Raw genomic sequence first — 21,237 nt, 5'->3', positions numbered from 1 at the left:
GGCTTAGGCGCGCGGCAGTCCTACTTAGGGGCCATGACTGGCACCAACCTGACCGACCGCGCGATCCTGAGAATTTCCGGGGAAGAGGCCAAGCCCTTCCTTCAGGGACTATTGACCCGCGATGTGCTGAAACTGGCGGAGGGCGAACCGCGCTGGACCGCACTGCTGACGCCGCAGGGCAAGGCCTTGTTCGATTTCTTCCTGTGGGCGGATGGCGATGACGTGCTGATCGACTGCGAAGCCGCGCAGGCCGATATACTCGCCAAGCGCCTGACCCTCTATCGCCTGCGCCGCAAGGTGGTGATCGCCCGTGTTGACGATCTGGCCGTCCACTGGGCGACCGATGCGGCCGATCGGCCATTCGACCCGCGCCTTCCCGCGCTCGGCCACCGTTGGCTTGCGCCGGCCGATGCGGGGGATGCTTCCGCTGCATTCCGTGCCCATCGCCTGTCGCTCGGCATATTCGAGGGCGCGGGCGAACTGGGGCAGGACCAGACGCTCTGGCTGGAAACCAATGCGGAGGAATTGCAGGGCGTCGATTATGACAAGGGATGCTATGTGGGTCAGGAGAATACCGCCCGCATGCATTATCGCAACAAGGTGAACCGGCGGCTGATCGCCGTGCCGCTCGCGCAGGCCGACGAAAAGCGTCAGCGCGCCGCCCTGCCCGACCTTGGCCTGTCGATCGAACTGCATCGGGTGGAAACGATCGACCCCGCCGCCCTGCCTGCATGGCTCGCGACCGCGATCGCAAGTCAGGCTGCCGAATGAAGCGCGCCCTGCTGGCGCTGCTCTGCGCTTTCACCCTGAGTGCGCCGGCCGCCGCCGACACACGCTGGACGCTGGTCAAAACCTATCCCCATGATGCGCAGGCCTTTACCGAGGGGCTCTTCTATCTGGATGGCGACCTCTATGAGAGTACGGGTTTGGAGGGCCAGTCGGAGGTGCGCAAGGTTGCGCTCAAGACCGGGAAAGTCCTGCAAAGCCGCATCATAGAGTCGCCCTATTTCGGCGAAGGCATCGTCAATTGGAAGGATCGGCTGGTCAGCCTGACTTGGCGCCATCGCAGAGGGTTCGTCTGGAATCTAAAAGACTTCACGCCCGTTTCGGATTTTCGTTATGAAGGCGAAGGCTGGGGCCTGACGCAGGATGGCCGCAGCCTCATCATGAGCGACGGCACCGCCCAGTTGCGCTTCCTCGATCCCGACAGCCTGGCCGAGCAGCGCCGGATCACCGTGACCTGGAACGGGCGCGCCGTCGATCGGCTGAACGAACTGGAATATGTGCGCGGCGAGATCTGGGCGAATATCTGGTACGATACCCGCATCGCACGGATTGACCCTGCGACCGGCGCCGTGATCGACTGGATCGACGTCGCGCCCCTGCGCAAGGCCGCCGGCGTGACCGACAGCGAAGCGGTCGCCAACGGCATCGCCTATGATGCGGACAAGGACCGCGTCTTCATCACCGGCAAGAATTGGCCGAAACTGTTCGAGATCAAGATAAACCGCAGCAATTAGGGACGCGGTTCGTGGCCATGCAGCTTCGCCCAGAGCGCAGCGGTGCCGGCCTCCTGCGCGCGGGTGGTGAACTGGGCCGCGATCAGCCAGCCCTTGATCGGGCGCAGCGGCAGGATCGCCGTCAGGATCAGCACTGGAATACCCACGGCCAGATGCACCCAGAGGGGAGGCCGCGCCAATATTTCCAACATGATGATGAAGACAACGCCGGGCACGCAGGCGAAAAGCTGCACGAACACGGCGGGGCCATCGGCGGGATCGGCGAAACTATAGTCGAGGCCGCAGACCTCGCAATGATCGCGCACCGTCAGAAAACCGGTGAAGATATGCCCCTCGCCACAGCGTGGGCACCGGCCCATCACGCCCGTTTCATGCGCCGGACGTTTCTTCCACGCGCGACCATTTTGGTCGATCCAGTGGGTTTCGCTACTCTGTTCCATATCGTCTCCTGACATCATCCCCATGTCGTATCGGCACCGCGCTTATCAATTGCGCCTTTTGTCCCACCCGCCTTTGCCTGTTCCCCAAAGGCTGGCCTTTCCACGCACAAAGCGCTATCGGCGCGCCAATCCTTCTTTCCGATCTTGTAAGGCAGTCAAATGGGTTTTCGTTGCGGTATCGTCGGCCTCCCCAATGTGGGCAAGTCCACCCTGTTCAATGCGCTGACCGAAACGCAGGCGGCGCAGGCGGCCAACTATCCCTTCTGCACGATCGAGCCGAATGAGGGCCGCGTCGCCGTGCCCGACGACCGGCTCGACACGATCGCCAAGATCGGCGGCAGCGCGAAGATCATCGAGACGCAGCTGAGCTTCGTCGACATCGCAGGCTTGGTGCGCGGCGCGTCCAAGGGCGAAGGGTTGGGTAACCAGTTCCTGGCAAACATCCGCGAGACGGACGCGATCGTCCACGTCCTGCGCTGTTTCGAAGATGGCGACATCACCCATGTCGAGGGCAAGGTCGATCCCATCGCCGACGCCGAGACGGTCGAAACCGAACTGATGCTCGCGGATCTGGAAAGCCTGGAAAAGCGCGTCCCCAACCTTGCCAAGAAGGCGGCGCAGGGCGACAAGGAGGCCAAGGCGGCCGCCGCCGTGCTGGGCCAGGCGCTAGACCTGCTGCGCGACGGCAAGCCCGCGCGCCTGACTGTACCGCGCGACGTCGAGGAAGAACGCCTCTTCGCGCAGGCGCAGTTGCTGACTGCGAAGCCTGTCCTCTATGTCTGCAATGTCGAAGAAGACAGCGCATCGAGCGGCAACGCCCATTCGGCCCGCGTGTTCGAAAAGGCCGCAGCGGAAAATGCCAAGGCGGTGATCGTATCAGCCGCGATCGAAGCCGAACTGGTCACGATGCCGATCGAGGAACGCGCCGAATATCTTGAAGCGCTGGGCCTGACCGAAGCCGGCCTCGCCCGCATCATCCGTGCCGGCTATGAACTGCTCGGCCTCATCACCTTCTTCACCGTCGGGCCGAAGGAAGCCCGCGCGTGGACCGTGGCCAAGGGCAGCAAGGCGCCGCAGGCCGCCGGCGCGATCCACACCGATTTCGAAAAGGGCTTCATCCGCGCCGAAACCATGGCCTATGCGGATTATGTCCAGTTCAACGGCGAAGCCGGCGCGAAGGAAGCGGGCAAGTGGCGGTCGGAAGGCAAGGAATATGTGACGCAGGACGGCGACATCATGCTGTTCCGCTTCAACGTCTGATCGCCCATGGCGCTGCGCCTTGGTCAAATGCCTGCGCAGCGCAAGGCCGCCTTTCCGCCCAGCGTCGACGCCGATACGCGGCTGTTGATCCTGGGCAGCCTGCCCGGTGACGCGTCGATCAAGCAGGGCGAATATTATGCCCATCGCGGCAATGCCTTCTGGGACTTGCTGGGCGATGTACTGGAAGAGGATCTGCGCGGCCAGCCCTATGCGATGCGGCTGAAACGCCTGCGCGCGATCGGCGTCGGCCTATGGGACGTGATCGAGAGCGCGGAGCGGCCCGGCAGCCTCGACAGCAGCATCAAGGGTGCGGAATTGCGCGATCTTGGACTGTTCGTGGAGCGGCTCCCGGCGTTGCGAGGTATCGGCTTCAACGGGAAGACGGCCAGCCTGCATGGCCGGCGGCAATTGGGGGATCGGTCGGGCTTGAAACTCTTCGACCTGCCCTCCTCCAGCGGCGCCTATGCCAGCCTGTCGCGCGCGGCGAAACGGCAGGCCTGGATGGTACTGCGCGACGTGCTGACATAAAAGCCTACCAAAACGTCACTTTACCGTCATGGCATGGCTGCTAAGCGATTTTGATCCGAACAAAATCCGAAGAGTCGCCATGTTATCCCGCACCCTCGCCCCTGCCCTGTTCGCCCTTGCCGCCCTGAGCGGTTGCACCACCGTCGCCTCGACGGAGCGCCCGGCGCCTGCCGCGCAGGTGGAGCAGCGCGGACCTGTTACCATATTGGTATCCATCGACGGCTTCCGCGCGGATTATCTCCAGCGCGGGGTCACGCCCAATCTGGCGGCGCTGGCGAGTGAGGGAATCGAGGCGCCGATGCGGCCGTCCTTCCCCACCAAGACCTTCCCCAATCATTGGGCGATCGTCACGGGCGACCGGCCGGACCGCAACGGCATCGTCGCCAACAACATGGAAGACGCCACGCGCCCGGACGAAAAATTCACCATGGCGAGCGACGATCCCTTCTGGTGGAACGATGTCGAACCGATCTGGGTGACGGCGGAAAAGGCCGGCGTGCGCACCGCCACCATGTTCTGGCCCGGATCCAACGTGCCATGGGGCGCCACGCAGGACAAGGAATGGCCCCGTGCGATCCATGGGGGCGCGCGGCCGCAGGACTGGGCGCAGTTCAATCAGCAGATCGGCGGCACCCAGCGCGTCAACATGGTGCTGGACGTGCTGCGCCGCCCAGACGCCATCCGCCCCCGCTTCGTCACGCTCTATTTCGACACGGTCGATACGGCAGGCCATGTGAAGGGGCCGGATGCGCCGGAAACGACGCAGGCCATTGCGGAGGTGGACGCGCATATCGGCGAACTGGTCGCGGGGCTGAAGGCGATGGGCCAGCCGGCCAATCTGGTGATCCTGGCGGACCATGGCATGGCGGCACGTTCGGCGGATCGGATCATTCCGCTCGACACCGTCGCCAACCCAGCCGACTATCGCATCGTCGAAAGCGGCCCCTATGCCAGCCTGGCCGCCATACCCGGTCATGAAAAGGCGCTGGAGGCCGCGCTGCTCAAGGCCACGCCGCATATGCAATGCTGGCGCAAAGGCGAGATACCGGCGCGCTTCCATTATGGCACGCATCGCCGCATCCCGCCCTATTTCTGCCTGGCGGACACCGGCTGGGAAATCCTGCCGAGCAAGCCCAAGGGCACAATCACCGGCGGCAACCATGGCTGGGACGACCGAGCGCCCGAAATGCAGGCGCTGTTCATCGCGAACGGCCCGGCTTTTGCAAAGGGCGCGAAGGCGCCGGCGAACGGCTTTGCCAACGTCGATGTCTATCCGCTGCTCGCCCGCCTGATCGGCGTGACGCCGCGCGCGTCGGATGGCGATGCCGCTGCCCTGTCCGGCCTTCTCGCCCGCTAAGGACTGCCCCATGCTGACCCGTCGCCAGATATTGTCCGCCGCCACCATCACTCCGCTGGCGGGTGTGCCCGCCATCGTGAAGGCGCAAAGCTGGTTTGCCGGCTACCCCTTTTCGTTGGGCGTGACGTCGGGCGATCCGGCGCCGGACGGCTTCGTCATCTGGACCAAGCTGGCGCCCAAGCCCTTCGAGCCGCATGGCGGTATGCCCACCGTGCCGCTGCCGGTAAAATGGGAAGTGGCCAGCGACGACCGTTTCAAGACCATAGTCGCGTCGGGCGAAGCGATCGCGCGGCCCGAACTGGGCCATAGCGTCCATGTCGAGGTCGCGGGCCTGCAACCCGATCGCCCCTATTGGTATCGGTTTACGCTGGGCGGCGACCAGTCTTCGCGCGGCCGGGCGCGAACGTTGCCCTTGGCATCGGCCAGCCCAAAGGCGCTGAAATTCGGCGTCGCGGGGTGCCAGAATTATGAGGATGGGCTGTTCACCGCCTATCGCCATCTGGCGCGCGAGGATGATCTGGCCTTCGTCTATCATTATGGCGACTTCATCTACGAATATAAGAAGCGCGGGCCGAATTATGACAAGGACGGCCTGCCCGCGCCGCAAGTACGCCAGCATATCGGGCAGGATTGCATCGACGTCGCCGACTATCGCCTGCGTTACGCCCAATATCTGAGCGACTATGATTTGCAGGCCGCGCGCGCCCGCCACACATGGTTCCCAACATTCGACGACCATGAGATCCAGAATAATTGGGTCGGCGATTTCGACGGCAAGGGCGAGGCGCCACCGGAAATCTTCCGCCTGCGTCGTCAGGCTGGTTTGCAGGCCTGGTATGAATATATGCCGGTGCGCGCGGCGATGATCCCGCGCAATGGCATCATCACCGACATGTATCGGGAGGCGCGCTATGGCGACCTGCTCTCGATCGACTTTCTCGACACCCGCTCCTTCCGCACGGACCAGCCCTGCGGCGACGGGTTCAAGCCCTGGTGCAAGGATATCGACGATCCCAAGGCGCAGGTCGTGTCGCCGGAGGAAGAAAGCTGGCTGGTTCGCAACATGACCCGCGGGCAGGCCAAGTGGAACTGCGTCGCGCAGCAGGTGATGATGATGTCACTCGACCGGCGCCGCTATGCCGACGAGACGCAGAAAATCTACAATATCGACACCTGGGCCGCCTATGCGGCGCAGCGTAACCGATTGCTAGGCAAGATGCGTGGGCTCGACAATGTCGTCGTGCTGACCGGTGACGAGCATCAGAATTTCGCCGGCCTGCTGGAAAGCGATGGCAAGCCCGTCGCCGTGGAATTCGTGTCGACCTCCATCTCCTCGGGCGGCGACGGATCGGACGTGCGGCCGGGCAGCGAGATCATGATGAAGAACAGCCCGGAGCTGAAATTCATCAACGACCAGCGCGGCTATCTTGTCTGCGAAGTGACGCCGGACGCGTGGACGACGCGCTTCCGCGTGATGGATCAGGTGTCGGAGCCGGGCGGTGCGATCAGTACCCGCGCCAGTCTGACGGTACCGCGTGGCCAACCGTCGATCAGCATCGCCTGACATTGACGTAAACGGAAAGCAGGCCTAGAAACGCATCCGTTGCAAGTGGAGACGGATGAGCATGGAAGACATTGTCTATTTCGAGGATCTCGCGATCGGCGATGGTTTCGATTTCGGGCCGCTCACCGTCTCGCGCGATGAAACGGTCGCTTTCGCTGCCGAATTCGATCCGCAACCCTTCCACTTGTCGGATGAAGCCGCCGCGACCACCCATTTCGGCACGATCTCCGCGAGCGGCTGGCATACGACGGCTTTGTTCATGAAGATGTTCGTCGCCGAAATGCAGGCGCATCCGGGCCGTCAGGCGGCCAGCCTGGGCGCGATGGGCGTGGACGAACTACGCTGGCTCCGCCCCGTTCGCCCTGGCGACACGCTGCGCGGGCGAAGCGAGGTGATCGACAAGAAAGCGTCGCAAAGCCGCCCGGAAATGGGGATCGTCCGCAACAAGGTGACGATTTTCAATCAGGACGACAACCCGGTCTTGACCATGATTCCGATCGCCATGTGGCGGACCCGGCCAGCCTGAACCGAGCTATTTTCGCCCGAACAGCTTCTCGATATCGCCATGGCCCAGCTTCACCAAGCTTGTCCCATGTGCGGCAAGGAGCGTCTAAGAACCTTCAAACGTCTGGTTCTAAAGGTTCGCTGCTGAACTCAAAACCCGGTTCTTGTTGAGCCTGAATGGCGTCGAGGTCGGCTTCGGTCGCGACCATGAAAGTCAAATCAACGCATTCCCCACCGATGAGATCGGCGTCTTTCATTTTCTCGACGCCTTCGGAGAACCGCACACCGGCATTGCGGGGCCTCTGCCCTTCAAACTTGCTGGCATCATTTTCCAGAGCCATAAGGACATGTCAATGATAATGGTCTTCCTGCGGCGACGAAATTAGCCAGTCCAATTGATCGCGTAGATCGATCAACGCCTCTCGATTGCAATAGGCAGTAAGACCGTCCACAGCGAAATTCAGACAGATACGGGATTTTTCGTTACCTACAGGCTGCATATATACCTCAATACCCTCACAACCGATGGCTCGCCACCGTTCGCGACGCCGAATTCCAATCACAGATGTGTCAGCTATAGATTTCCGACCCAATACACACATCTAACTCATTCTATTTTCTGCCAAAAAGCTTCTCAATGGAATTGTGATCTAGCTTCACCCAGGTCGGCCGCCCATGATTGCATTGGCCGGACCGGGGCGTGACTTCCATCTCCCGCAGCAGCGCGTTCATTTCCGCGACGCTCAGCACCCGGCCAGCGCGGACCGAGCCGTGGCAGGCCATGGTGGCCGCGACGAGGTCAAGGCGCTCCTTCAACGACAGGGCACTGTCATAGGCGGCCAGATCGTCGGCCAGATCCGTGACCATGCCTTGCACGTCAGCCTGGCCCAACATCGCTGGGACGGACCGAACCAGCATTGCCGAAGGGCCGAACCGTTCGAGGTCGAGGCCGAATTCCTTGAGTTCGGCGATCCGCGCCTCCAACCGGTCGCAGGCGGTTTCCTCCAGTTCGACCACTTCGGGCAGCAGCAAAGCCTGGGACGCTACACCCTGCCCCTCCATCGCGCGGCGCATCCGCTCCAGCGTCAGCCTTTCATGCGCGGCATGCTGGTCGACGATGACGAGGCCATCCTCGGCTTCCGCGACGATATAGGTGCGCGCCACCTGTCCGCGCGCGACGCCGAGCGGGAAACTGCGACCTTCCGGGGCAGGCGCAGCGGCGGGTTCGGCGCGGGCCTGCGGCGGAGGCGTGATGAACGAGCTTCGGCGATCGGCGAAGGCGGCGGATGGGGTGAACTGATTATAGCTGGGAGGCGGCACAGCGCCCGCCGCCTCGAAGATCGGCATCGACCCGATCGGCGTCGGCGAAATCGGCTCCGGCTTCCAGGCGGACAAGGCTGCGGGGTCGGCATTCTGGACAGCCCGGAAGCCTTCGGCATCCAGCGCACGGCGCAGGCCGGACACGATCATGCCACGGATCAGCGCCGGGTCGCGAAAGCGCACTTCGGTCTTGGCGGGATGGACGTTGACGTCCACCTCCAGCGGCGGGACATCCAGGAACAGGGCGACCACCGGATGGCGATCGCGCGCCAGCATGTCGGCATAGGCGCCCCGCAGCGCCCCGATCAGCAACCGGTCGCGCACCGGGCGGCCATTGACGAACAGATATTGATGATCGCCCACGCCGCGATTGTATGTGGGCAACGATGCGACGCCGGACAGTTGCACCCCTTCCCGCTCTAGGCTGACGATGACATGATTGTCGGCCAATGCACGATCGGTCAGCGCAGCCACCCGCTCCTCCCGCGCTTCACCCCCCTGCACGCCCAGCACGCGCCGGCCATCATGTTCGACCGAAAAAGCGACGGCGGGATGTGCCATTGCGAGACGGCGGATGATGTCGATGCAGGCGGCATATTCGGCCTTGGCCGTGCGCAGGAATTTGCGCCGCGCCGGCACCTTGCCGAACAGCTGTTCGACCGTGACGCGGGTGCCGGGCGGGAGTGCCGCCGGTCCCTCGGATATCAGTTGCCCATTGTCTACGGTGCGGTTCCAGCCATCGGCGCCACGCGGCCGACTGTCGATCGACAGGCGCGCAACGCTGGCGATGGAGGGCAGCGCCTCCCCCCGGAAACCCAAAGTGGCCACATTTTCAATGGCATCGTCGGGCAGCTTCGACGTGGCATGACGCTCCAGCGCCAGCGCCATGTCGGCCGAATCCATGCCGCAGCCATCGTCGCTGACCTCGATCCGGTCCAGCCCGCCATTGGACAGGCGGATCGCGATGCGAGTCGCGCCAGCGTCCAAAGCGTTTTCGACGATCTCTTTCAGCGCGCTGGCGGGTCTTTCGACCACTTCACCGGCAGCGATACGATTGACCAGATGTTCGGGTAGACGGCGTATTGACATTGATTAGGGACTAGCCCAAGCGAGCGCTTTCCGCGAGCCGCGACCTGAAATTTTTTGCACTGCAAAGCGCAAGGAAGCTGAGGTTAACGGCAGGAGCAGAAACAGCTTTCCGACCGGTCCCCTTGTCGCGTCGCGGGGACGGCGGGCGATACAGGATAAGGCATGTCGATCTTCTCGCGTCTCTTCAAATTCTCCTCGCAGGATATGGCCATCGACCTCGGCACCGCCAATACGGTGGTGTATGTGCGCGGTCGCGGCATCGTGCTGAACGAACCGTCGGTGGTGGCGGTCGAGACGCTGAACGGCGTGAAGCGGGTGAAGGCCGTGGGCGTCGATGCCAAGCTGATGATGGGCAAGACCCCGGATTCGATCGAAGCCATTCGCCCGCTGCGCGATGGCGTGATTGCCGACATCGACGTCGCCGAACAGATGATCAAGCATTTCATCACCAAGGTGCATGGCGGCAAGCATAGCCCCTGGCGCGCGCCTGAAATCGTGATCTGCGTGCCGTCGGGTTCGACCAGCGTCGAACGCCGCGCCATCCGCGACGCCGCCAGCAATGCCGGCGCCAGCCAGGTGTTCCTGATCGAAGAACCGATGGCCGCCGCGATCGGCGCCGACATGCCCGTGACCGAGCCGATCGGCTCGATGGTCGTCGATATCGGTGGCGGCACGACCGAAGTCGCCGTACTCTCTCTGCGTGGCCTCGCTTACACCACCTCGGTCCGCGTCGGCGGCGACAAGATGGACGAAGCGATCGTGTCCTTCGTGCGCCGCCATCACAATCTGCTGATCGGCGAAGCCACGGCCGAACGGATCAAGAAGCAGTTCGGCGTCGCCCAGCCGCCCGAAGACGGCGTGGGCGAAACGATCCACATCAAGGGTCGCGACCTGGTGAACGGCGTTCCCAAGGAAATCAGCATCAATCAGGGCCAGATCGCCGATGCGCTGGCTGAGCCGATCAGCACCATCGTCGAAGGTGTCCGGATCGCACTGGAAAACACCGCGCCTGAACTGGCCGCCGATATCGTCGATCAGGGCATCGTTCTGACCGGCGGCGGCGCGCTGCTCAAGGGGCTGGATGACGAGCTGCGCGACGAAACGGGCCTGCCCGTCACCATCGCGGAAGACCCGCTGACCTGCGTGGCCATTGGCACCGGCCGCGCTATGGAAGACCCGATCTTCCGGGGCGTGCTGCAAACCGCCTGATCGAGAAGGACGATTAGATGGCGCGGCCAGCCAGCCGACGCCCCGGTATCAACCGGAAGGCGCAATATAGCCTCTTCGCCAGCTATGTCGTGGCGGTCGTCGGTGCAGCCCTTGGTCTGCTGCTGGTGGTGGTCGCGATCTTCGATCCCACCGGCTTCGCCGCCATTCGCATTGCCACGTCCGAAGTCAGTCGTCCCGTTTCCAACACCCTGAAGGGTATGGTGAGCGGCGTCGGGTCGGTGGACGAAGTGCTGGCCGCCTATTGGCGCGCCGGTTCGCAGAATGTCGCGCTGCGCCGACAGGTCGAGGCAGACCGCAACCGCATCATCGAGGCGAAGGCCGTCGCGCAGGAAAATGTGCGGCTGAAGAAGTTGCTCAGGTTGGTCGATTCCGATGCCAGCGAGGTGCTGACCGCACGCCTGATCGCTTCGTCCGCCACCAGCGCGCGTCGCTTCGCGCGGCTCAACGCCGGGCGGTGGCAAGGCGTTCGACCCGGCATGCCGGTGCGCGCGCCCGAAGGGTTGATCGGCCGCATCCACATCACCACGCCCAACAGTTCCGAAGTGCTGTTGATTACGGACACGAGCAACATCGTGCCGGTCCGCCGCGCCAATGACAGCATCCCCGCCATTTCGACCGGCCTTGGCGACGGATCGGTGGAGGTCCGCGCGCTGACGGCCGGTCGCAACCCGTTCAAGCCCGGCGACCTGCTGGTGACGTCCGGCATCGGCGGCGTCTATCAACCCAATATACCTGTCGCAGTCGTTGTTCGCGCGCAGGGCGAAATCGCTTATGCGGTGCCGCTGGCGAATCCCGCCCGCGTCGATGCGGTGGTGGTCGAGCGCGCCTTCGAAGATGCGGTGACCCGCACTGGTCCGGCAGCACCCGGCGTGGCGGATGAACCTGCGGCCGGCAACGTCGCCCAGCCATGATCGATCCGCATCTGTACCATGTACCACGGCTGGGGCGGCATCCTTCCCGCTTCCGGTTGGCGGGCACGCCGGTCATCACCGTGATGCTGGGATCCTTCCTGACGGCATTGCCCGTCATCGCCCAATCACCGATCATGCCGCCCTTCGGCCTGCTGCTGCTGCTCGCCTGGCGGTTGTTGCGGCCGGACTTGTGGCGCGCCTGGATCGGCTTGCCGCTCGGCCTGTTCGACGATGTCATGAGCGGCCAGCCGGTCGGGTCGGCCATGTTCCTGTGGACCGTGGCGCTGATCGGCATCGATGCGATCGAACAGCGGATGGTTTGGCGCGGCTATCGTCAGGACTGGCTAATTGCCACCCTCGCCATTATCTTCTGCATCTCCGGTGGCCTGTTTTTCGCACAGATCACGGGTGGAGGTAATGTGACGCTTTTCCTGGTCGCGCCGCAAATGGTCTGGACGATATTGCTGTTTCCTTTCATCGTCCGCCAATGCGCGTGGATCGACCGCTGGCGCGTGATGGCATGAAATTCCCGTTCCCCAAGCGCAAGATCGTCACCGAAGCTACCCAATCCTTCACCTTCTCGCGCCGCGCGATGGTGGTGGGGGGATTGCAGGGGGCGATCGGCGCCGTGCTGGTCGGGCGTATGGCCTGGATCAGCGTCGTCCAGAATGAGAAATACAGCCTCCTTTCGGAGAGCAATCGCGTGAACCTGACGCTGATACCGCCGCGCCGGGGTTGGATCATTGATCGTAACGGGCGGCCGCTGGCGAATAATCGCACGGATTTCCGAGTCGATCTGATCCCGCAGCGCATCGTGGATGCGGAGGCGACGATCACCCATCTGGCCCAGTTGCTCAAGCTGGAGCCGGACGATGTCGATCGCATTCGCGAGGATCTGGAAAAATCCGCCGGTTTCCGCCCGGTGCAGGTCGCCGACAAGCTGACCTACGATCAATATGCCGCGATCAGCGTGCGCCTGCCCGACTTGCCGGGCGTCGCACCGAGCCAGGGCTTCTCGCGTCATTATCCGGCCGGTGCGACGGTCGGCCATTTGCTGGGCTATGTCGGCCCGGCGACGGCGGAAGATTATAAAGCGCGGCGCGATCCGTTGCTGATCACGCCGGGCTTCAAGGTCGGCAAGGACGGGCTGGAAAAGGCGTTCGATCGCCATCTGACCGGCAAACCCGGCGCCAAGCGGGTCGAGGTGACGGCACGCGGCAAGATCGTCCAGGAATTGACGACCCGCACCGACACGCCGGGGCGCACGATCAAATTGACGATCGACGCGGGCCTGCAGGAATTTGCCGGACGGCGTCTAGCCACCCAGAGCGGGTCGGTGGTGGTGATCGACTGCCACAATGGCGACGTACTGGCGCTGGCGTCCATGCCCAGCTTCGATCCGAACAGTTTCTCCGATGGTATCAGCCATCTGGAATATGAGATGCTGTCGAAGGACGATCATGTTCCCCTGCGCAACAAGACGTTGCAGGGGCTTTATCCGCCCGGTTCGACGGTGAAGCCCATGGTGGCGCTGGCGCTGCTGGAGGCGGGGATCGGCCCGCAGGAAACGATCAATTGCCCCGGTGCCATTCGCGTCGGCAACACTCTGTTCCATTGCCACAAACGGCGTGGCCATGGACCGCTCAACATGCGCGGTGCGATCGCCCAGAGTTGCGACATCTATTTCTATCAGATGGCCCAGCGTATCGGCATGGACCGGATCGCCAGCATGGCGCGACGCGTCGGCATGGGCCAGAAATTCGACCTGCCCTTTCCCAGCCAAAGTTATGGCACCGTGCCAGACCCGGCATGGAAGGAACGGAAATATAACCAGAAATGGCAAGTCTACGACACGGTTAATGCTACCATCGGTCAGGGCTATATGTTGATCAACCCGCTACAGATGGCCGTGATGGCGGCGCGGCTTGCGACCGGCAGGCAGCTGATGCCCAATTTCATTTTCGGTGCCCCACGACCCGATCCGGCGTCTGTCGGGGCGAGCGAGGAGCATCTGGTCGTTATCCGCGATGCCATGAATGCGGTGGTCAATGGCGGCGGCACCGGCGGCGCGGCGCGCAGTTCCATTCCAGGCGTGATGATCGCCGGCAAGACCGGCACCGCGCAGGTCCGCCGCATCACCATGGCGGAGCGCGCCGGCGGCGTGCGTGGCAACAGCTCGCTGGCGTTCAAGCTGCGCGATCATGCCCTGTTTCAGGGTTTCGCGCCGTTCGACAATCCGCGCTATGCCATTGCCTGCATCATCGAGCATGGCGGCCATATGATCCGCAATGAGGACGCGCCGATGATCGCCAGCGATACGCTGTCCTATCTGTTCGATCCGGCCAAGGCGATGGAGAAGCTGGAAACGCTGGAAAAAGGCTGGGGTGGTACGCCGACTGAGCGGCAGGCGCGACAGATGGCGTCTTTCCGCATAGCCAAGGCGATCGAGAAGGGCGAAGTACCGCCACCAGCGGACAATGGGATGAATGCCGCCAGCGGCAACGCATCGGCGCCAGCAGTGCCATCCTCAGCCCCCCCCTCCCCGGCGGAGGAAGATGATGTTCCCCCGGCCGCCAACAGCCCGGTCGCGCCATGAGCATCGTTCCAAAGCCCCTCACCGAATTTCCGTGGCGTATATTGGCGCTGCTGCTGGTGATCGCCGGTTTCGGCACGGTCGTCCTCTACAGCGCGGCGAGCGGCAGCATCTTCCCATGGGCCGTCAATCAGGCGGTGCGCTTCTGCATATTTTCCGGCATGGCACTGGCGCTCAGCCGCATTCCCGTCGAAATCTTCGCCCGCTTCGCCTTTCCCGCTTATGGCGCGGTGCTGGTCGCGCTGTTTTTGGTGGAATTGATCGGCGGCGTTGCGGGCGGCAGCCAGCGCTGGATCAACCTTGGCTTCATGCAGTTGCAGCCGTCCGAGTTCATGAAGCCTATCATCGTGCTGACGGTCGCGCGCTTCTATGCGATGCTGCCCGTGGGTGAGATACGGCGCTGGAACGCGATCTGGCCGGCGCTGGTGCTGATCGGCGTGCCGTTCATGCTGGTGCTGGTACAGCCCGACCTCGGCACCGCCACCATGATTGCGGCGGGAGGCGTGACCGTGATGTTCCTGGCCGGCCTGCCGATGCGCCTGTTCGTCGGCACGGGGCTGGCGGGCGCGGCGCTGGTACCGATCGCCTTCAGCTTCCTGCACGACTATCAGAAGAACCGCGTGCTGATCTTCCTCGATCCCGAGAGCGATCCGCTGGGTGCCGGCTATCATATCAGCCAGTCGAAGATCGCGATCGGTTCGGGCGGTATCTGGGGCAAGGGTTTCCTGAAAGGCTCGCAAAGCCATCTGGACTATCTGCCCGAAGGCCATACCGACTTCGTCTTCGCGACCATGGCGGAGGAATGGGGTCTGCTGGGCGGCACATTGCTGATCCTGGCCTTCATGCTGCTGTTCCGCTGGGGCATCCGGGTATCCATGCGGACGCAGGATAAGTTTGCACGCATGGCGGCGGCAGGCCTGACCACGACAGTGTTTTTCTATGTCGCCATCAACCTGATGATGGTCATGGGTCTGGCGCCGGTGGTCGGCATCCCCCTGCCCTTCATGTCCTATGGCGGATCGTCCATGCTGACCGTGATGTTGTGCGTGGGCATCATCATGGCGATCGACCGTGCAGGAAAGCGACGTGCGGGTACGGGAAACTGGCGCTAAATCAGTGCGGCGTGAAAAATTTCTGTCACAAAGCAATTTACTGTTTGCAGAATCGCAAGCGACTGCTAACAGCCCGCCACGCCGGAGCGCATAATTGCCCCAGCATGGACACATAGCTCAGTTGGTAGAGCAGCTGACTCTTAATCAGCGGGTCCTTGGTTCGAGCCCAAGTGTGTCCACCACCCTTTCCGATCGCCGCACTATCGAAACTAGACCGGTCTTTTTGTGACCTGTGGGTGGAATATGCGGTTGATCTCCAGCCGCTTAAACCTCCATTCAGACACGCTGCCATAAAGCGGCATCGCGGCAGACGGATGAAGCCCTCGCCGCGCGATAAGAGATTAGGGGTAGGCTTGATGGTTTCCGTTGCATCCGTTTCCAGAATTTTCATCCTGACGGCCCTTTGCGGCACTGCCATGCCCGCAATGGCGCAGACCGGTGACGCGGCCAAGGGGAAGAGCGTGTTCGCACGGTGCGCCCTGTGCCATGATGTAAAGCCGGGACCGAAGAAGATCGGGCCTTCGCTCGCTGGCCTATTCGGCCGAACATCCGGGACAACGGCAGGGTTCGCCTATTCCCCGGCGATGCAGAAAGCGAAGATCCGATGGGACGCCAAAAGCCTGGACGCGTTCCTGACCAAGCCGAGCGGATTCGTGCCGGGCAATCGCATGGCCTTTGCCGGCCTGCCCAATGCCGCCGATCGGGCCAACCTCATCGCCTATCTGGCGAGCGCGACTAAATAAAAGGCTCGATCAGATACCGCCCGCCGTTACGGCCAAGCCGCCACGCTCCAGCGCGGCGCTGAGGTCGGCGGTGCAGGCGTCCAGCGTGGCGGCATCCGTCGAGCGAATCACGAAATTGGCCCCCGTGCGACCTTCGCGGAAGAAGGGATAGCTGCCGATCTGGCACCCCACATGCGCGCGCTCCGTGGCGGCCAGCAGATCGGCAATCTCGCTTTCCGCCACCCAGCAACCGATCGTCGCCGACTGAAGCGGCAGACCGCCTTCCAGCTTGCCGGTCAGGCTGTCGAGCATGCCGGCGGTGATGGAAGGCACGCCGGCCATGATGAAGATATTGCCGTGGCGGATACCCGGCGCGCCCGACATGCGGTTTTCGATAAGGTCGGCGCCGGCCGGCACGCGCGCCATGCGCAGGCGCGCTTCGGTCAGGCCACCGCGCGTTTCATAATAGCGCGACAGGATCGCGCGCGCGCCTTCGTGGATGTCCACGCCCACACCCAGCGCCGCCGCGATCGCATCGACCGTGATATCGTCATGCGTGGGGCCGATGCCGCCAGTCGTGAAGAGATAGTCGTTGCGAGCCCGCAGCGTGTTCACCGCCTCGATTATCGCGTCCTGATCGTCCGGTACCACGCGCACTTCGCACATGCGGATGCCCTGAACGCCAAGCCAGACCGCAATCTGACTCACATTCTTGTCCTGGGTCCGTCCAGAGAGAATTTCGTCGCCGATGACAATCAGCGCAGCGGTCCAGATGCGGGTGGGATCGGCCATGGCCTGCCCATAGCCTGCCCCGCCGATCCTGCCTAGCCGCCCTCTCGCATTATCCGGTCGGTGCGCCTATAAATGGGCCATGACCGAATATATGACGATGACGGCCGATACGCCGACCACCCGCTCCACCGCGATCAAGCTCTATGACGAATCCGGTTTTGCCGGCATGCGCAAGGCCGGGCGGCTGGCCGCCGAGATATTGGACGCGCTGGTGCCGCATGTCGTTGTGGGCGTGACCACAGGCGAACTGGACGACATCGTCCGCCGCATGTCGCTGGATGGCGGCGGGGTGCCGGCGACGCTGGGCTATCGCGGCTATACCCATAGCTGCTGCATCTCGCTCAACAATGTCATCTGCCATGGCATACCGGGGGACTATAAGCTCAAGGATGGCGATATCCTGAATATCGACGTCACGCCGCTGGTCGATGGCTGGCATGGCGATACCAGTCGCATGTTCATCGTCGGCGATGCGCCGATCAAGGCGCGGCGGTTGGTCGAAGTCACCTATGAGTGCCTGATGCTGGGGATCGAGCAGGCCAAGCCCGGCAATCATCTGGGCGATATCGGCTATGTCATCCAGCGCCATGCCGAAAAGCATCGCTATGGCGTGGTGCGCGACTTTTGCGGCCATGGCCTGGGTCAGGTCTTCCATGACAGTCCGGAGGTCGTGCATATCGGCCGCCCCGGCACCGGCCCCGAATTGCGCCCCGGCATGTTCTTCACCATCGAACCCATGATCAACATCGGCAAGCCCGGCGTGAAGATGCTGGACGATGGCTGGACCGCCGTGACCCGCGATCGTACCCTGTCCGCCCAGTTCGAACATAGTATCGGCATCACCGAAACCGGCTGTGAAATCTTCACCAAGAGCCCGGCCGGTTTCGACTGCCCGCCTTATGCGCTTTGATCGTCGGATTGCTGCCCAAAAAACAGGCATAGCGTCATGATATTGCCCAGAATACGGGCAATATGGACAAAGATTGCTGCATCGCCGAAAGCATTCCTAGCGATTCGCCATTTGGCACGGTAATTGATTGGTAATGGGAACGGCGCCTGCCTTTGGGGGGCATGACGATCGTTCCTTGAAGAAGAGATGGATGCGGGTCGCGCCCGCACCCGGAACGTGCGTCATGGGTTGGGATAACGAGTGATGAAAAAGATCGAAGCGATCATCAAGCCGTTCAAGCTGGACGAGGTGAAGGAAGCGCTGCACGAAGTGGGCGTGTCCGGCATCACCGTCACCGAAGCCAAGGGTTTCGGCCGGCAGAAGGGCCATACCGAACTCTATCGCGGCGCCGAATATGTCGTCGATTTCCTGCCAAAGGTGAAGCTGGAAGTCGTCGTCGACGACGCGCTGGCCGAACGGGTGGTCGAAGCGATCAGCTCGGCCGCGCAGACCGGCCGGATCGGCGACGGCAAGATCTTCATCTCGGCGATCGAGGGCGCCGTGCGCATCCGCACCGGCGAGCGGGACAGCGACGCCATCTGATTTTCAACGGGTTTTCGCCGGCTTGAAGGGGGGACACCTCCAGGAGCGTTGGCGAACGCATATCAACCTACCCCTTCGGGGGGGTATTTTAAAAGAAGGGCAAGTTCACATGGCTAACACGCCTAAAGACATCCTGAAGATGATCGAAGAAAAGGAGATCGAATGGGTCGATGTCCGCTTCACCGATCCCAAGGGCAAGTGGCAGCACCTGACCATGGTCGCTTCGGTGCTGGGCGAGGATGAACTGACCCAGGGCCTGATGTTCGACGGTTCCTCGATCGAGGGCTGGAAGACGATCAACGAATCGGACATGATCCTGAAGCCCGATCTAGACGCCGTCTATGTCGATCCGTTCAGCGCCACACCCATGCTGATCCTGATCTGCGACATCGTGGAGCCCGACACCGGCGAACTCTACACCCGTGATCCGCGCTCGACCGCCAAGCGCGCCGAAGCGTTCGTGAAGTCGGCCGGTTTCGGCGACACCGTCTATGTCGGCCCGGAAGCCGAATTCTTCATGTTCGACGATGTGCGTTTCGAAAACGACTATTCGCAGAGCTATTACAAGATCGACGATATCGAACTGCCGACCAACACCGGCAAGGAATATGAAGGCGGCAACCTGGGCCACCGTCCGCGCGCCAAGGGTGGTTACTTCCCCGTCGCGCCGGTCGATCCGGCCACCGACATCCGCGCCGAAATGGTCAGCACCATGCTGGAAATGGGCCTGCCCTGCGACAAGCATCACCATGAAGTCGCCGCTGCGCAGCACGAACTGGGCCTGACCTTCGGCACGCTGGTTCAGACCGCGGACCGCATGCAGGTTTATAAATATGTCGTGTGGAACGTCGCCCAGGCCTATGGCAAGTCGGCAACCTTCATGCCCAAGCCGATCGCGCAGGACAATGGTTCGGGCATGCACACGCATATCTCGATCTGGGACGGTGGCAAGCCGCTGTTCGCGGGTGAAGGCTATGCCGGCCTGTCCGATATGTGCCTCTACTTCATCGGTGGCGTCATCAAGCATGCCAAGGCCCTGAACGCCTTCACCAACCCGACCACCAACAGCTACAAGCGTCTGGTGCCCGGCTTCGAAGCACCGGTTCTGCTGGCCTATTCGGCCCGCAACCGTTCGGCATCGTGCCGCATCCCCTATGGCGCGGGTGCCAAGGCGAAGCGCGTCGAGTTCCGTTTCCCCGACGCGATGGCCAACCCCTATCTCTGCTATTCGGCGCTGCTGATGGCGGGTCTGGACGGGATCGAGAACAAGATCCATCCGGGTGCCGCGATGGACAAGAACCTGTACGATCTGCCGCCGGAAGAGCTGAGCCAGGTGCCGACCGTTTGCGCCTCGCTGCGTGAAGCGCTCAACAGCCTGGAAGCCGATCACGACTTCCTGCTGAAGGGCGACGTGTTCACCAAGGACCAGATCGAATCCTATATCGAACTGAAGTGGCCCGAAGTGTACCGTTGGGAAATGGCGCCTTCGCCGGTCGAATTCGACATGTATTACAGCAGCTGATCCTTTCAGCCCTGACTTTCGGGAAGGCCCGGTCGCAGCGATGCGGCTGGGCCTTTTCCTTTGGGCCAGGCGCGCCCACATAAGGAGCATGACACTCGATCGCCTTGGCCTCATCCACCCCATCATTCAGGCGCCGATGGCCGGCGTATCGACGCCCGCCATGGCAGCGGCCGTGAGCCAGGCGGGGGGATTGGGGTCGATCGGGGTCGGCGCTGTGGATGCGGATGGCGCGCGCGGGACGATCGACGCAGTGCGATCGCTGACCGGTCGGCCGTTCAACGTCAATCTGTTCGTCCATGCCCCTGCCCGACCGCAGCCTGAAACCGAGAGGCGTTGGCTGGAAGCGCTGGCGCCCGTCTTTGCCCGTTACGGCGCGACGCCGCCCACGGCGCTGCGGGAAATCTATCGCAGCTTTGCCGAAGATGATGCGATGCTACAGATGCTGGTCGCGGCACGGCCGGCGGTTGTCAGTTTTCATTTCGGCCTGCCCGATGCGGATCGGATCGCTGCACTGAAGGCGGCGGGGTGCCTGCTGCTCGCCAGCGCGACCAATTTGGACGAGGCGCTGGCGGCCAAGGCTGCCGGGATCGACGCCGTGGTGGCGCAAGGGATAGAGGCTGGCGGCCATCGCGGCATGTTCGATCCCGATGCGCCGGATGCGCAGTTGGGGGTCTTGCCGCTGACCCGCTTGCTGGTGGCGCAGGCCGGCCTGCCTGTTATCGCGGCGGGCGGGATCATGGATGGACAAGGCATCAGGGCCGCACTGGATCTGGGCGCGGTGGCGGCGCAATTGGGCACGGCCTTCATCGGTTGCCCGGAAAGCAGCGCCGACGAGGCCTATCGCGCGGCATTGTTCAGTCCGGCGGCGCATCGCACCATGCTGACGCGGGCCATATCCGGGCGTCCGGCACGCTGCCTGTCCAACAGCTTTACCCGATGGGGGATGCAGATGGGCCTGCCCTCCCCCGACTATCCGATCGCCTATGATGCCGGGAAGGCGCTCCATCAAGCGGCCAAGGCTGCTGGCGAAGGCGGTTATGGCGCGCAATGGGCGGGACAGGGCGCGCCTCTGGCACGCGCACTGCCCACCACGGAATTGATGGCGCTGCTGGTCGCGGAGATGCAAGGCGTGACTGTTTAGCAGGCTGCGGAAAAAGGGTTGGCAGAGCCGGCCATTGGCCTCGCTTTCGCCGTTTTCTAGCCCAAGGCGTCAGTCATTCTGGGAGGTAACCTTCCAGAATCCGGTCGTTTTTGACCGGCCTCGGGCGCTATGAGGCGCAG

General features: G+C 62.9%; 21 protein-coding genes and 1 tRNA gene. 18 read left to right on the top strand and 4 right to left on the bottom strand.

Annotated features, from left to right (window positions below):
- Positions 1-33: 33 nt before the first annotated feature.
- Both ygfZ and F4U95_RS13050 read left to right on the top strand, forming a co-directional pair.
- A complete protein-coding gene (gene ygfZ, locus F4U95_RS13055) occupies positions 34-771 on the top strand; it encodes a CAF17-like 4Fe-4S cluster assembly/insertion protein YgfZ (RefSeq protein ID WP_150425961.1) in 738 nt (245 codons plus the stop codon).
- Complete coding sequence (locus F4U95_RS13050) at positions 768-1,520, top strand: glutaminyl-peptide cyclotransferase (protein WP_150425960.1); 753 nt, start codon at positions 768-770, stop codon at positions 1,518-1,520. Before ygfZ ends, F4U95_RS13050 begins: the two co-directional genes overlap by 4 nt.
- Here the strand turns inward: F4U95_RS13050 and F4U95_RS13045 are convergent.
- On the bottom strand, positions 1,517-1,960 hold the full coding sequence (locus F4U95_RS13045; protein WP_120250033.1) for a DUF983 domain-containing protein: 444 nt from the start codon (positions 1,958-1,960) through the stop codon (positions 1,517-1,519). The two genes, F4U95_RS13050 and F4U95_RS13045, sit on opposite strands and share 4 nt — an antisense overlap.
- 159 nt (positions 1,961-2,119) lie before the next feature.
- On the opposite strand from F4U95_RS13045, the gene ychF reads away from it, so the two are divergent.
- The 5 genes from ychF (at position 2,120) to F4U95_RS13020 (ending at position 7,195) form a co-directional block, all read left to right on the top strand.
- The gene (gene ychF, locus F4U95_RS13040) at positions 2,120-3,220 is read left to right on the top strand and encodes a redox-regulated ATPase YchF (protein WP_120250032.1); all 1,101 of its coding nucleotides are present in this window, start codon (positions 2,120-2,122) and stop codon (positions 3,218-3,220) included.
- A gap of 6 nt (positions 3,221-3,226) precedes the next feature.
- Positions 3,227-3,748 (top strand): DNA-deoxyinosine glycosylase, encoded by a 522-nt coding sequence (locus F4U95_RS13035; protein WP_150425959.1) that lies wholly within the window; start codon positions 3,227-3,229, stop codon positions 3,746-3,748.
- A gap of 79 nt (positions 3,749-3,827) precedes the next feature.
- Positions 3,828-5,105: an alkaline phosphatase family protein gene (locus F4U95_RS13030; protein WP_150425958.1), complete on the top strand. Its 1,278-nt coding sequence runs from the start codon at positions 3,828-3,830 to the stop codon at positions 5,103-5,105.
- 10 nt (positions 5,106-5,115) lie between these two features.
- On the top strand, positions 5,116-6,669 hold the full coding sequence (locus tag F4U95_RS13025; RefSeq protein WP_150425957.1) for an alkaline phosphatase D family protein: 1,554 nt from the start codon (positions 5,116-5,118) through the stop codon (positions 6,667-6,669).
- A 61-nt stretch (positions 6,670-6,730) separates the two neighbouring features.
- Complete coding sequence (locus tag F4U95_RS13020; RefSeq protein ID WP_150425956.1) at positions 6,731-7,195, top strand: MaoC family dehydratase; 465 nt, start codon at positions 6,731-6,733, stop codon at positions 7,193-7,195.
- A gap of 94 nt (positions 7,196-7,289) precedes the next feature.
- Here the strand turns inward: F4U95_RS13020 and F4U95_RS13015 are convergent, their stop codons facing one another.
- Positions 7,290-7,514: a hypothetical protein gene (locus F4U95_RS13015; RefSeq protein WP_150425955.1), complete on the bottom strand. Its 225-nt coding sequence runs from the start codon at positions 7,512-7,514 to the stop codon at positions 7,290-7,292.
- A 271-nt stretch (positions 7,515-7,785) separates the two neighbouring features.
- On the bottom strand, positions 7,786-9,582 hold the full coding sequence (gene mutL, locus F4U95_RS13010; RefSeq protein ID WP_150425954.1) for a DNA mismatch repair endonuclease MutL: 1,797 nt from the start codon (positions 9,580-9,582) through the stop codon (positions 7,786-7,788).
- Positions 9,583-9,744: 162 nt separating this feature from the next.
- Here mutL and F4U95_RS13005 point away from each other — a divergent pair, with 162 nt between their 5' ends.
- The 7 genes from F4U95_RS13005 to F4U95_RS12975 all read left to right on the top strand — a co-directional run bounded on the left by F4U95_RS13005 (position 9,745) and on the right by F4U95_RS12975 (position 16,171).
- Positions 9,745-10,791 (top strand): rod shape-determining protein, encoded by a 1,047-nt coding sequence (locus F4U95_RS13005; protein WP_024019606.1) that lies wholly within the window; start codon positions 9,745-9,747, stop codon positions 10,789-10,791.
- Positions 10,792-10,808: 17 nt separating this feature from the next.
- Positions 10,809-11,723 carry a rod shape-determining protein MreC gene (mreC, locus tag F4U95_RS13000; RefSeq protein WP_150425953.1) on the top strand — a complete coding sequence of 305 codons (915 nt, stop codon included), beginning with the start codon at positions 10,809-10,811 and terminating at the stop codon, positions 11,721-11,723.
- The gene (mreD, locus tag F4U95_RS12995) at positions 11,720-12,247 is read left to right on the top strand and encodes a rod shape-determining protein MreD (RefSeq protein ID WP_150425952.1); all 528 of its coding nucleotides are present in this window, start codon (positions 11,720-11,722) and stop codon (positions 12,245-12,247) included. Before mreC ends, mreD begins: the two co-directional genes overlap by 4 nt.
- The gene (gene mrdA / locus F4U95_RS12990; RefSeq protein ID WP_150425951.1) at positions 12,244-14,319 is read left to right on the top strand and encodes a penicillin-binding protein 2; all 2,076 of its coding nucleotides are present in this window, start codon (positions 12,244-12,246) and stop codon (positions 14,317-14,319) included. The genes mreD and mrdA overlap by 4 nt, the downstream gene beginning before the upstream one ends.
- Positions 14,316-15,428 carry a rod shape-determining protein RodA gene (rodA, locus tag F4U95_RS12985; protein ID WP_120250026.1) on the top strand — a complete coding sequence of 371 codons (1,113 nt, stop codon included), beginning with the start codon at positions 14,316-14,318 and terminating at the stop codon, positions 15,426-15,428. The genes mrdA and rodA overlap by 4 nt, the downstream gene beginning before the upstream one ends.
- Positions 15,429-15,534: 106 nt before the next feature.
- Positions 15,535-15,610: transfer RNA gene (locus F4U95_RS12980), tRNA-Lys, on the top strand.
- A 234-nt stretch (positions 15,611-15,844) separates the two neighbouring features.
- The gene (locus F4U95_RS12975) at positions 15,845-16,171 is read left to right on the top strand and encodes a c-type cytochrome (protein ID WP_232016021.1); all 327 of its coding nucleotides are present in this window, start codon (positions 15,845-15,847) and stop codon (positions 16,169-16,171) included.
- A gap of 9 nt (positions 16,172-16,180) precedes the next feature.
- Here the strand turns inward: F4U95_RS12975 and F4U95_RS12970 are convergent, their stop codons facing one another.
- Positions 16,181-16,942: a competence/damage-inducible protein A gene (locus tag F4U95_RS12970; RefSeq protein WP_150425950.1), complete on the bottom strand. Its 762-nt coding sequence runs from the start codon at positions 16,940-16,942 to the stop codon at positions 16,181-16,183.
- 79 nt (positions 16,943-17,021) lie between these two features.
- Here F4U95_RS12970 and map point away from each other — a divergent pair, with 79 nt between their 5' ends.
- The 4 genes from map to F4U95_RS12950 all read left to right on the top strand — a co-directional run bounded on the left by map (position 17,022) and on the right by F4U95_RS12950 (position 21,097).
- A complete protein-coding gene (gene map, locus F4U95_RS12965; RefSeq protein WP_120250023.1) occupies positions 17,022-17,852 on the top strand; it encodes a type I methionyl aminopeptidase in 831 nt (276 codons plus the stop codon).
- Between the two features lie 243 nt (positions 17,853-18,095).
- Positions 18,096-18,434: a P-II family nitrogen regulator gene (locus F4U95_RS12960; RefSeq protein WP_120250022.1), complete on the top strand. Its 339-nt coding sequence runs from the start codon at positions 18,096-18,098 to the stop codon at positions 18,432-18,434.
- Positions 18,435-18,543: 109 nt separating this feature from the next.
- A complete protein-coding gene (gene glnA / locus F4U95_RS12955) occupies positions 18,544-19,956 on the top strand; it encodes a type I glutamate--ammonia ligase (protein WP_120250021.1) in 1,413 nt (470 codons plus the stop codon).
- 88 nt (positions 19,957-20,044) lie between these two features.
- The gene (locus F4U95_RS12950; protein ID WP_150425949.1) at positions 20,045-21,097 is read left to right on the top strand and encodes an NAD(P)H-dependent flavin oxidoreductase; all 1,053 of its coding nucleotides are present in this window, start codon (positions 20,045-20,047) and stop codon (positions 21,095-21,097) included.
- The last annotated feature ends 140 nt before the right edge of the window (positions 21,098-21,237 follow it).

The organism is Sphingobium limneticum, from assembly GCF_008710165.1.
Taxonomy (GTDB): domain Bacteria; phylum Pseudomonadota; class Alphaproteobacteria; order Sphingomonadales; family Sphingomonadaceae; genus Sphingobium; species Sphingobium limneticum.
The sequence above is the reverse complement of the archived record's forward strand: the minus strand, read 5'-3'. Positions and strand labels throughout refer to the sequence as shown.

Coding starts and splice junctions, on each gene's coding strand:
- ychF (WP_120250032.1), top strand. CDS start 2,120: ATGGGTTTTCGTTGCGGTATCGTCGGCCTCCCCAATGTGGGCAAGTCC.
- ygfZ (WP_150425961.1), top strand. CDS start 34: ATGACTGGCACCAACCTGACCGACCGCGCGATCCTGAGAATTTCCGGG.
- F4U95_RS13015 (WP_150425955.1), bottom strand. CDS start 7,514: ATGGCTCTGGAAAATGATGCCAGCAAGTTTGAAGGGCAGAGGCCCCGC.
- F4U95_RS13005 (WP_024019606.1), top strand. CDS start 9,745: ATGTCGATCTTCTCGCGTCTCTTCAAATTCTCCTCGCAGGATATGGCC.
- F4U95_RS12970 (WP_150425950.1), bottom strand. CDS start 16,942: ATGGCCGATCCCACCCGCATCTGGACCGCTGCGCTGATTGTCATCGGC.
- F4U95_RS13020 (WP_150425956.1), top strand. CDS start 6,731: ATGGAAGACATTGTCTATTTCGAGGATCTCGCGATCGGCGATGGTTTC.
- mreD (WP_150425952.1), top strand. CDS start 11,720: ATGATCGATCCGCATCTGTACCATGTACCACGGCTGGGGCGGCATCCT.
- mrdA (WP_150425951.1), top strand. CDS start 12,244: ATGAAATTCCCGTTCCCCAAGCGCAAGATCGTCACCGAAGCTACCCAA.
- F4U95_RS12950 (WP_150425949.1), top strand. CDS start 20,045: ATGACACTCGATCGCCTTGGCCTCATCCACCCCATCATTCAGGCGCCG.
- F4U95_RS12975 (WP_232016021.1), top strand. CDS start 15,845: ATGCCCGCAATGGCGCAGACCGGTGACGCGGCCAAGGGGAAGAGCGTG.
- mutL (WP_150425954.1), bottom strand. CDS start 9,582: ATGTCAATACGCCGTCTACCCGAACATCTGGTCAATCGTATCGCTGCC.
- F4U95_RS12960 (WP_120250022.1), top strand. CDS start 18,096: ATGAAAAAGATCGAAGCGATCATCAAGCCGTTCAAGCTGGACGAGGTG.
- F4U95_RS13050 (WP_150425960.1), top strand. CDS start 768: ATGAAGCGCGCCCTGCTGGCGCTGCTCTGCGCTTTCACCCTGAGTGCG.
- rodA (WP_120250026.1), top strand. CDS start 14,316: ATGAGCATCGTTCCAAAGCCCCTCACCGAATTTCCGTGGCGTATATTG.
- glnA (WP_120250021.1), top strand. CDS start 18,544: ATGGCTAACACGCCTAAAGACATCCTGAAGATGATCGAAGAAAAGGAG.
- F4U95_RS13030 (WP_150425958.1), top strand. CDS start 3,828: ATGTTATCCCGCACCCTCGCCCCTGCCCTGTTCGCCCTTGCCGCCCTG.
- F4U95_RS13025 (WP_150425957.1), top strand. CDS start 5,116: ATGCTGACCCGTCGCCAGATATTGTCCGCCGCCACCATCACTCCGCTG.
- map (WP_120250023.1), top strand. CDS start 17,022: ATGACCGAATATATGACGATGACGGCCGATACGCCGACCACCCGCTCC.
- F4U95_RS13045 (WP_120250033.1), bottom strand. CDS start 1,960: ATGGAACAGAGTAGCGAAACCCACTGGATCGACCAAAATGGTCGCGCG.
- F4U95_RS13035 (WP_150425959.1), top strand. CDS start 3,227: ATGGCGCTGCGCCTTGGTCAAATGCCTGCGCAGCGCAAGGCCGCCTTT.
- mreC (WP_150425953.1), top strand. CDS start 10,809: ATGGCGCGGCCAGCCAGCCGACGCCCCGGTATCAACCGGAAGGCGCAA.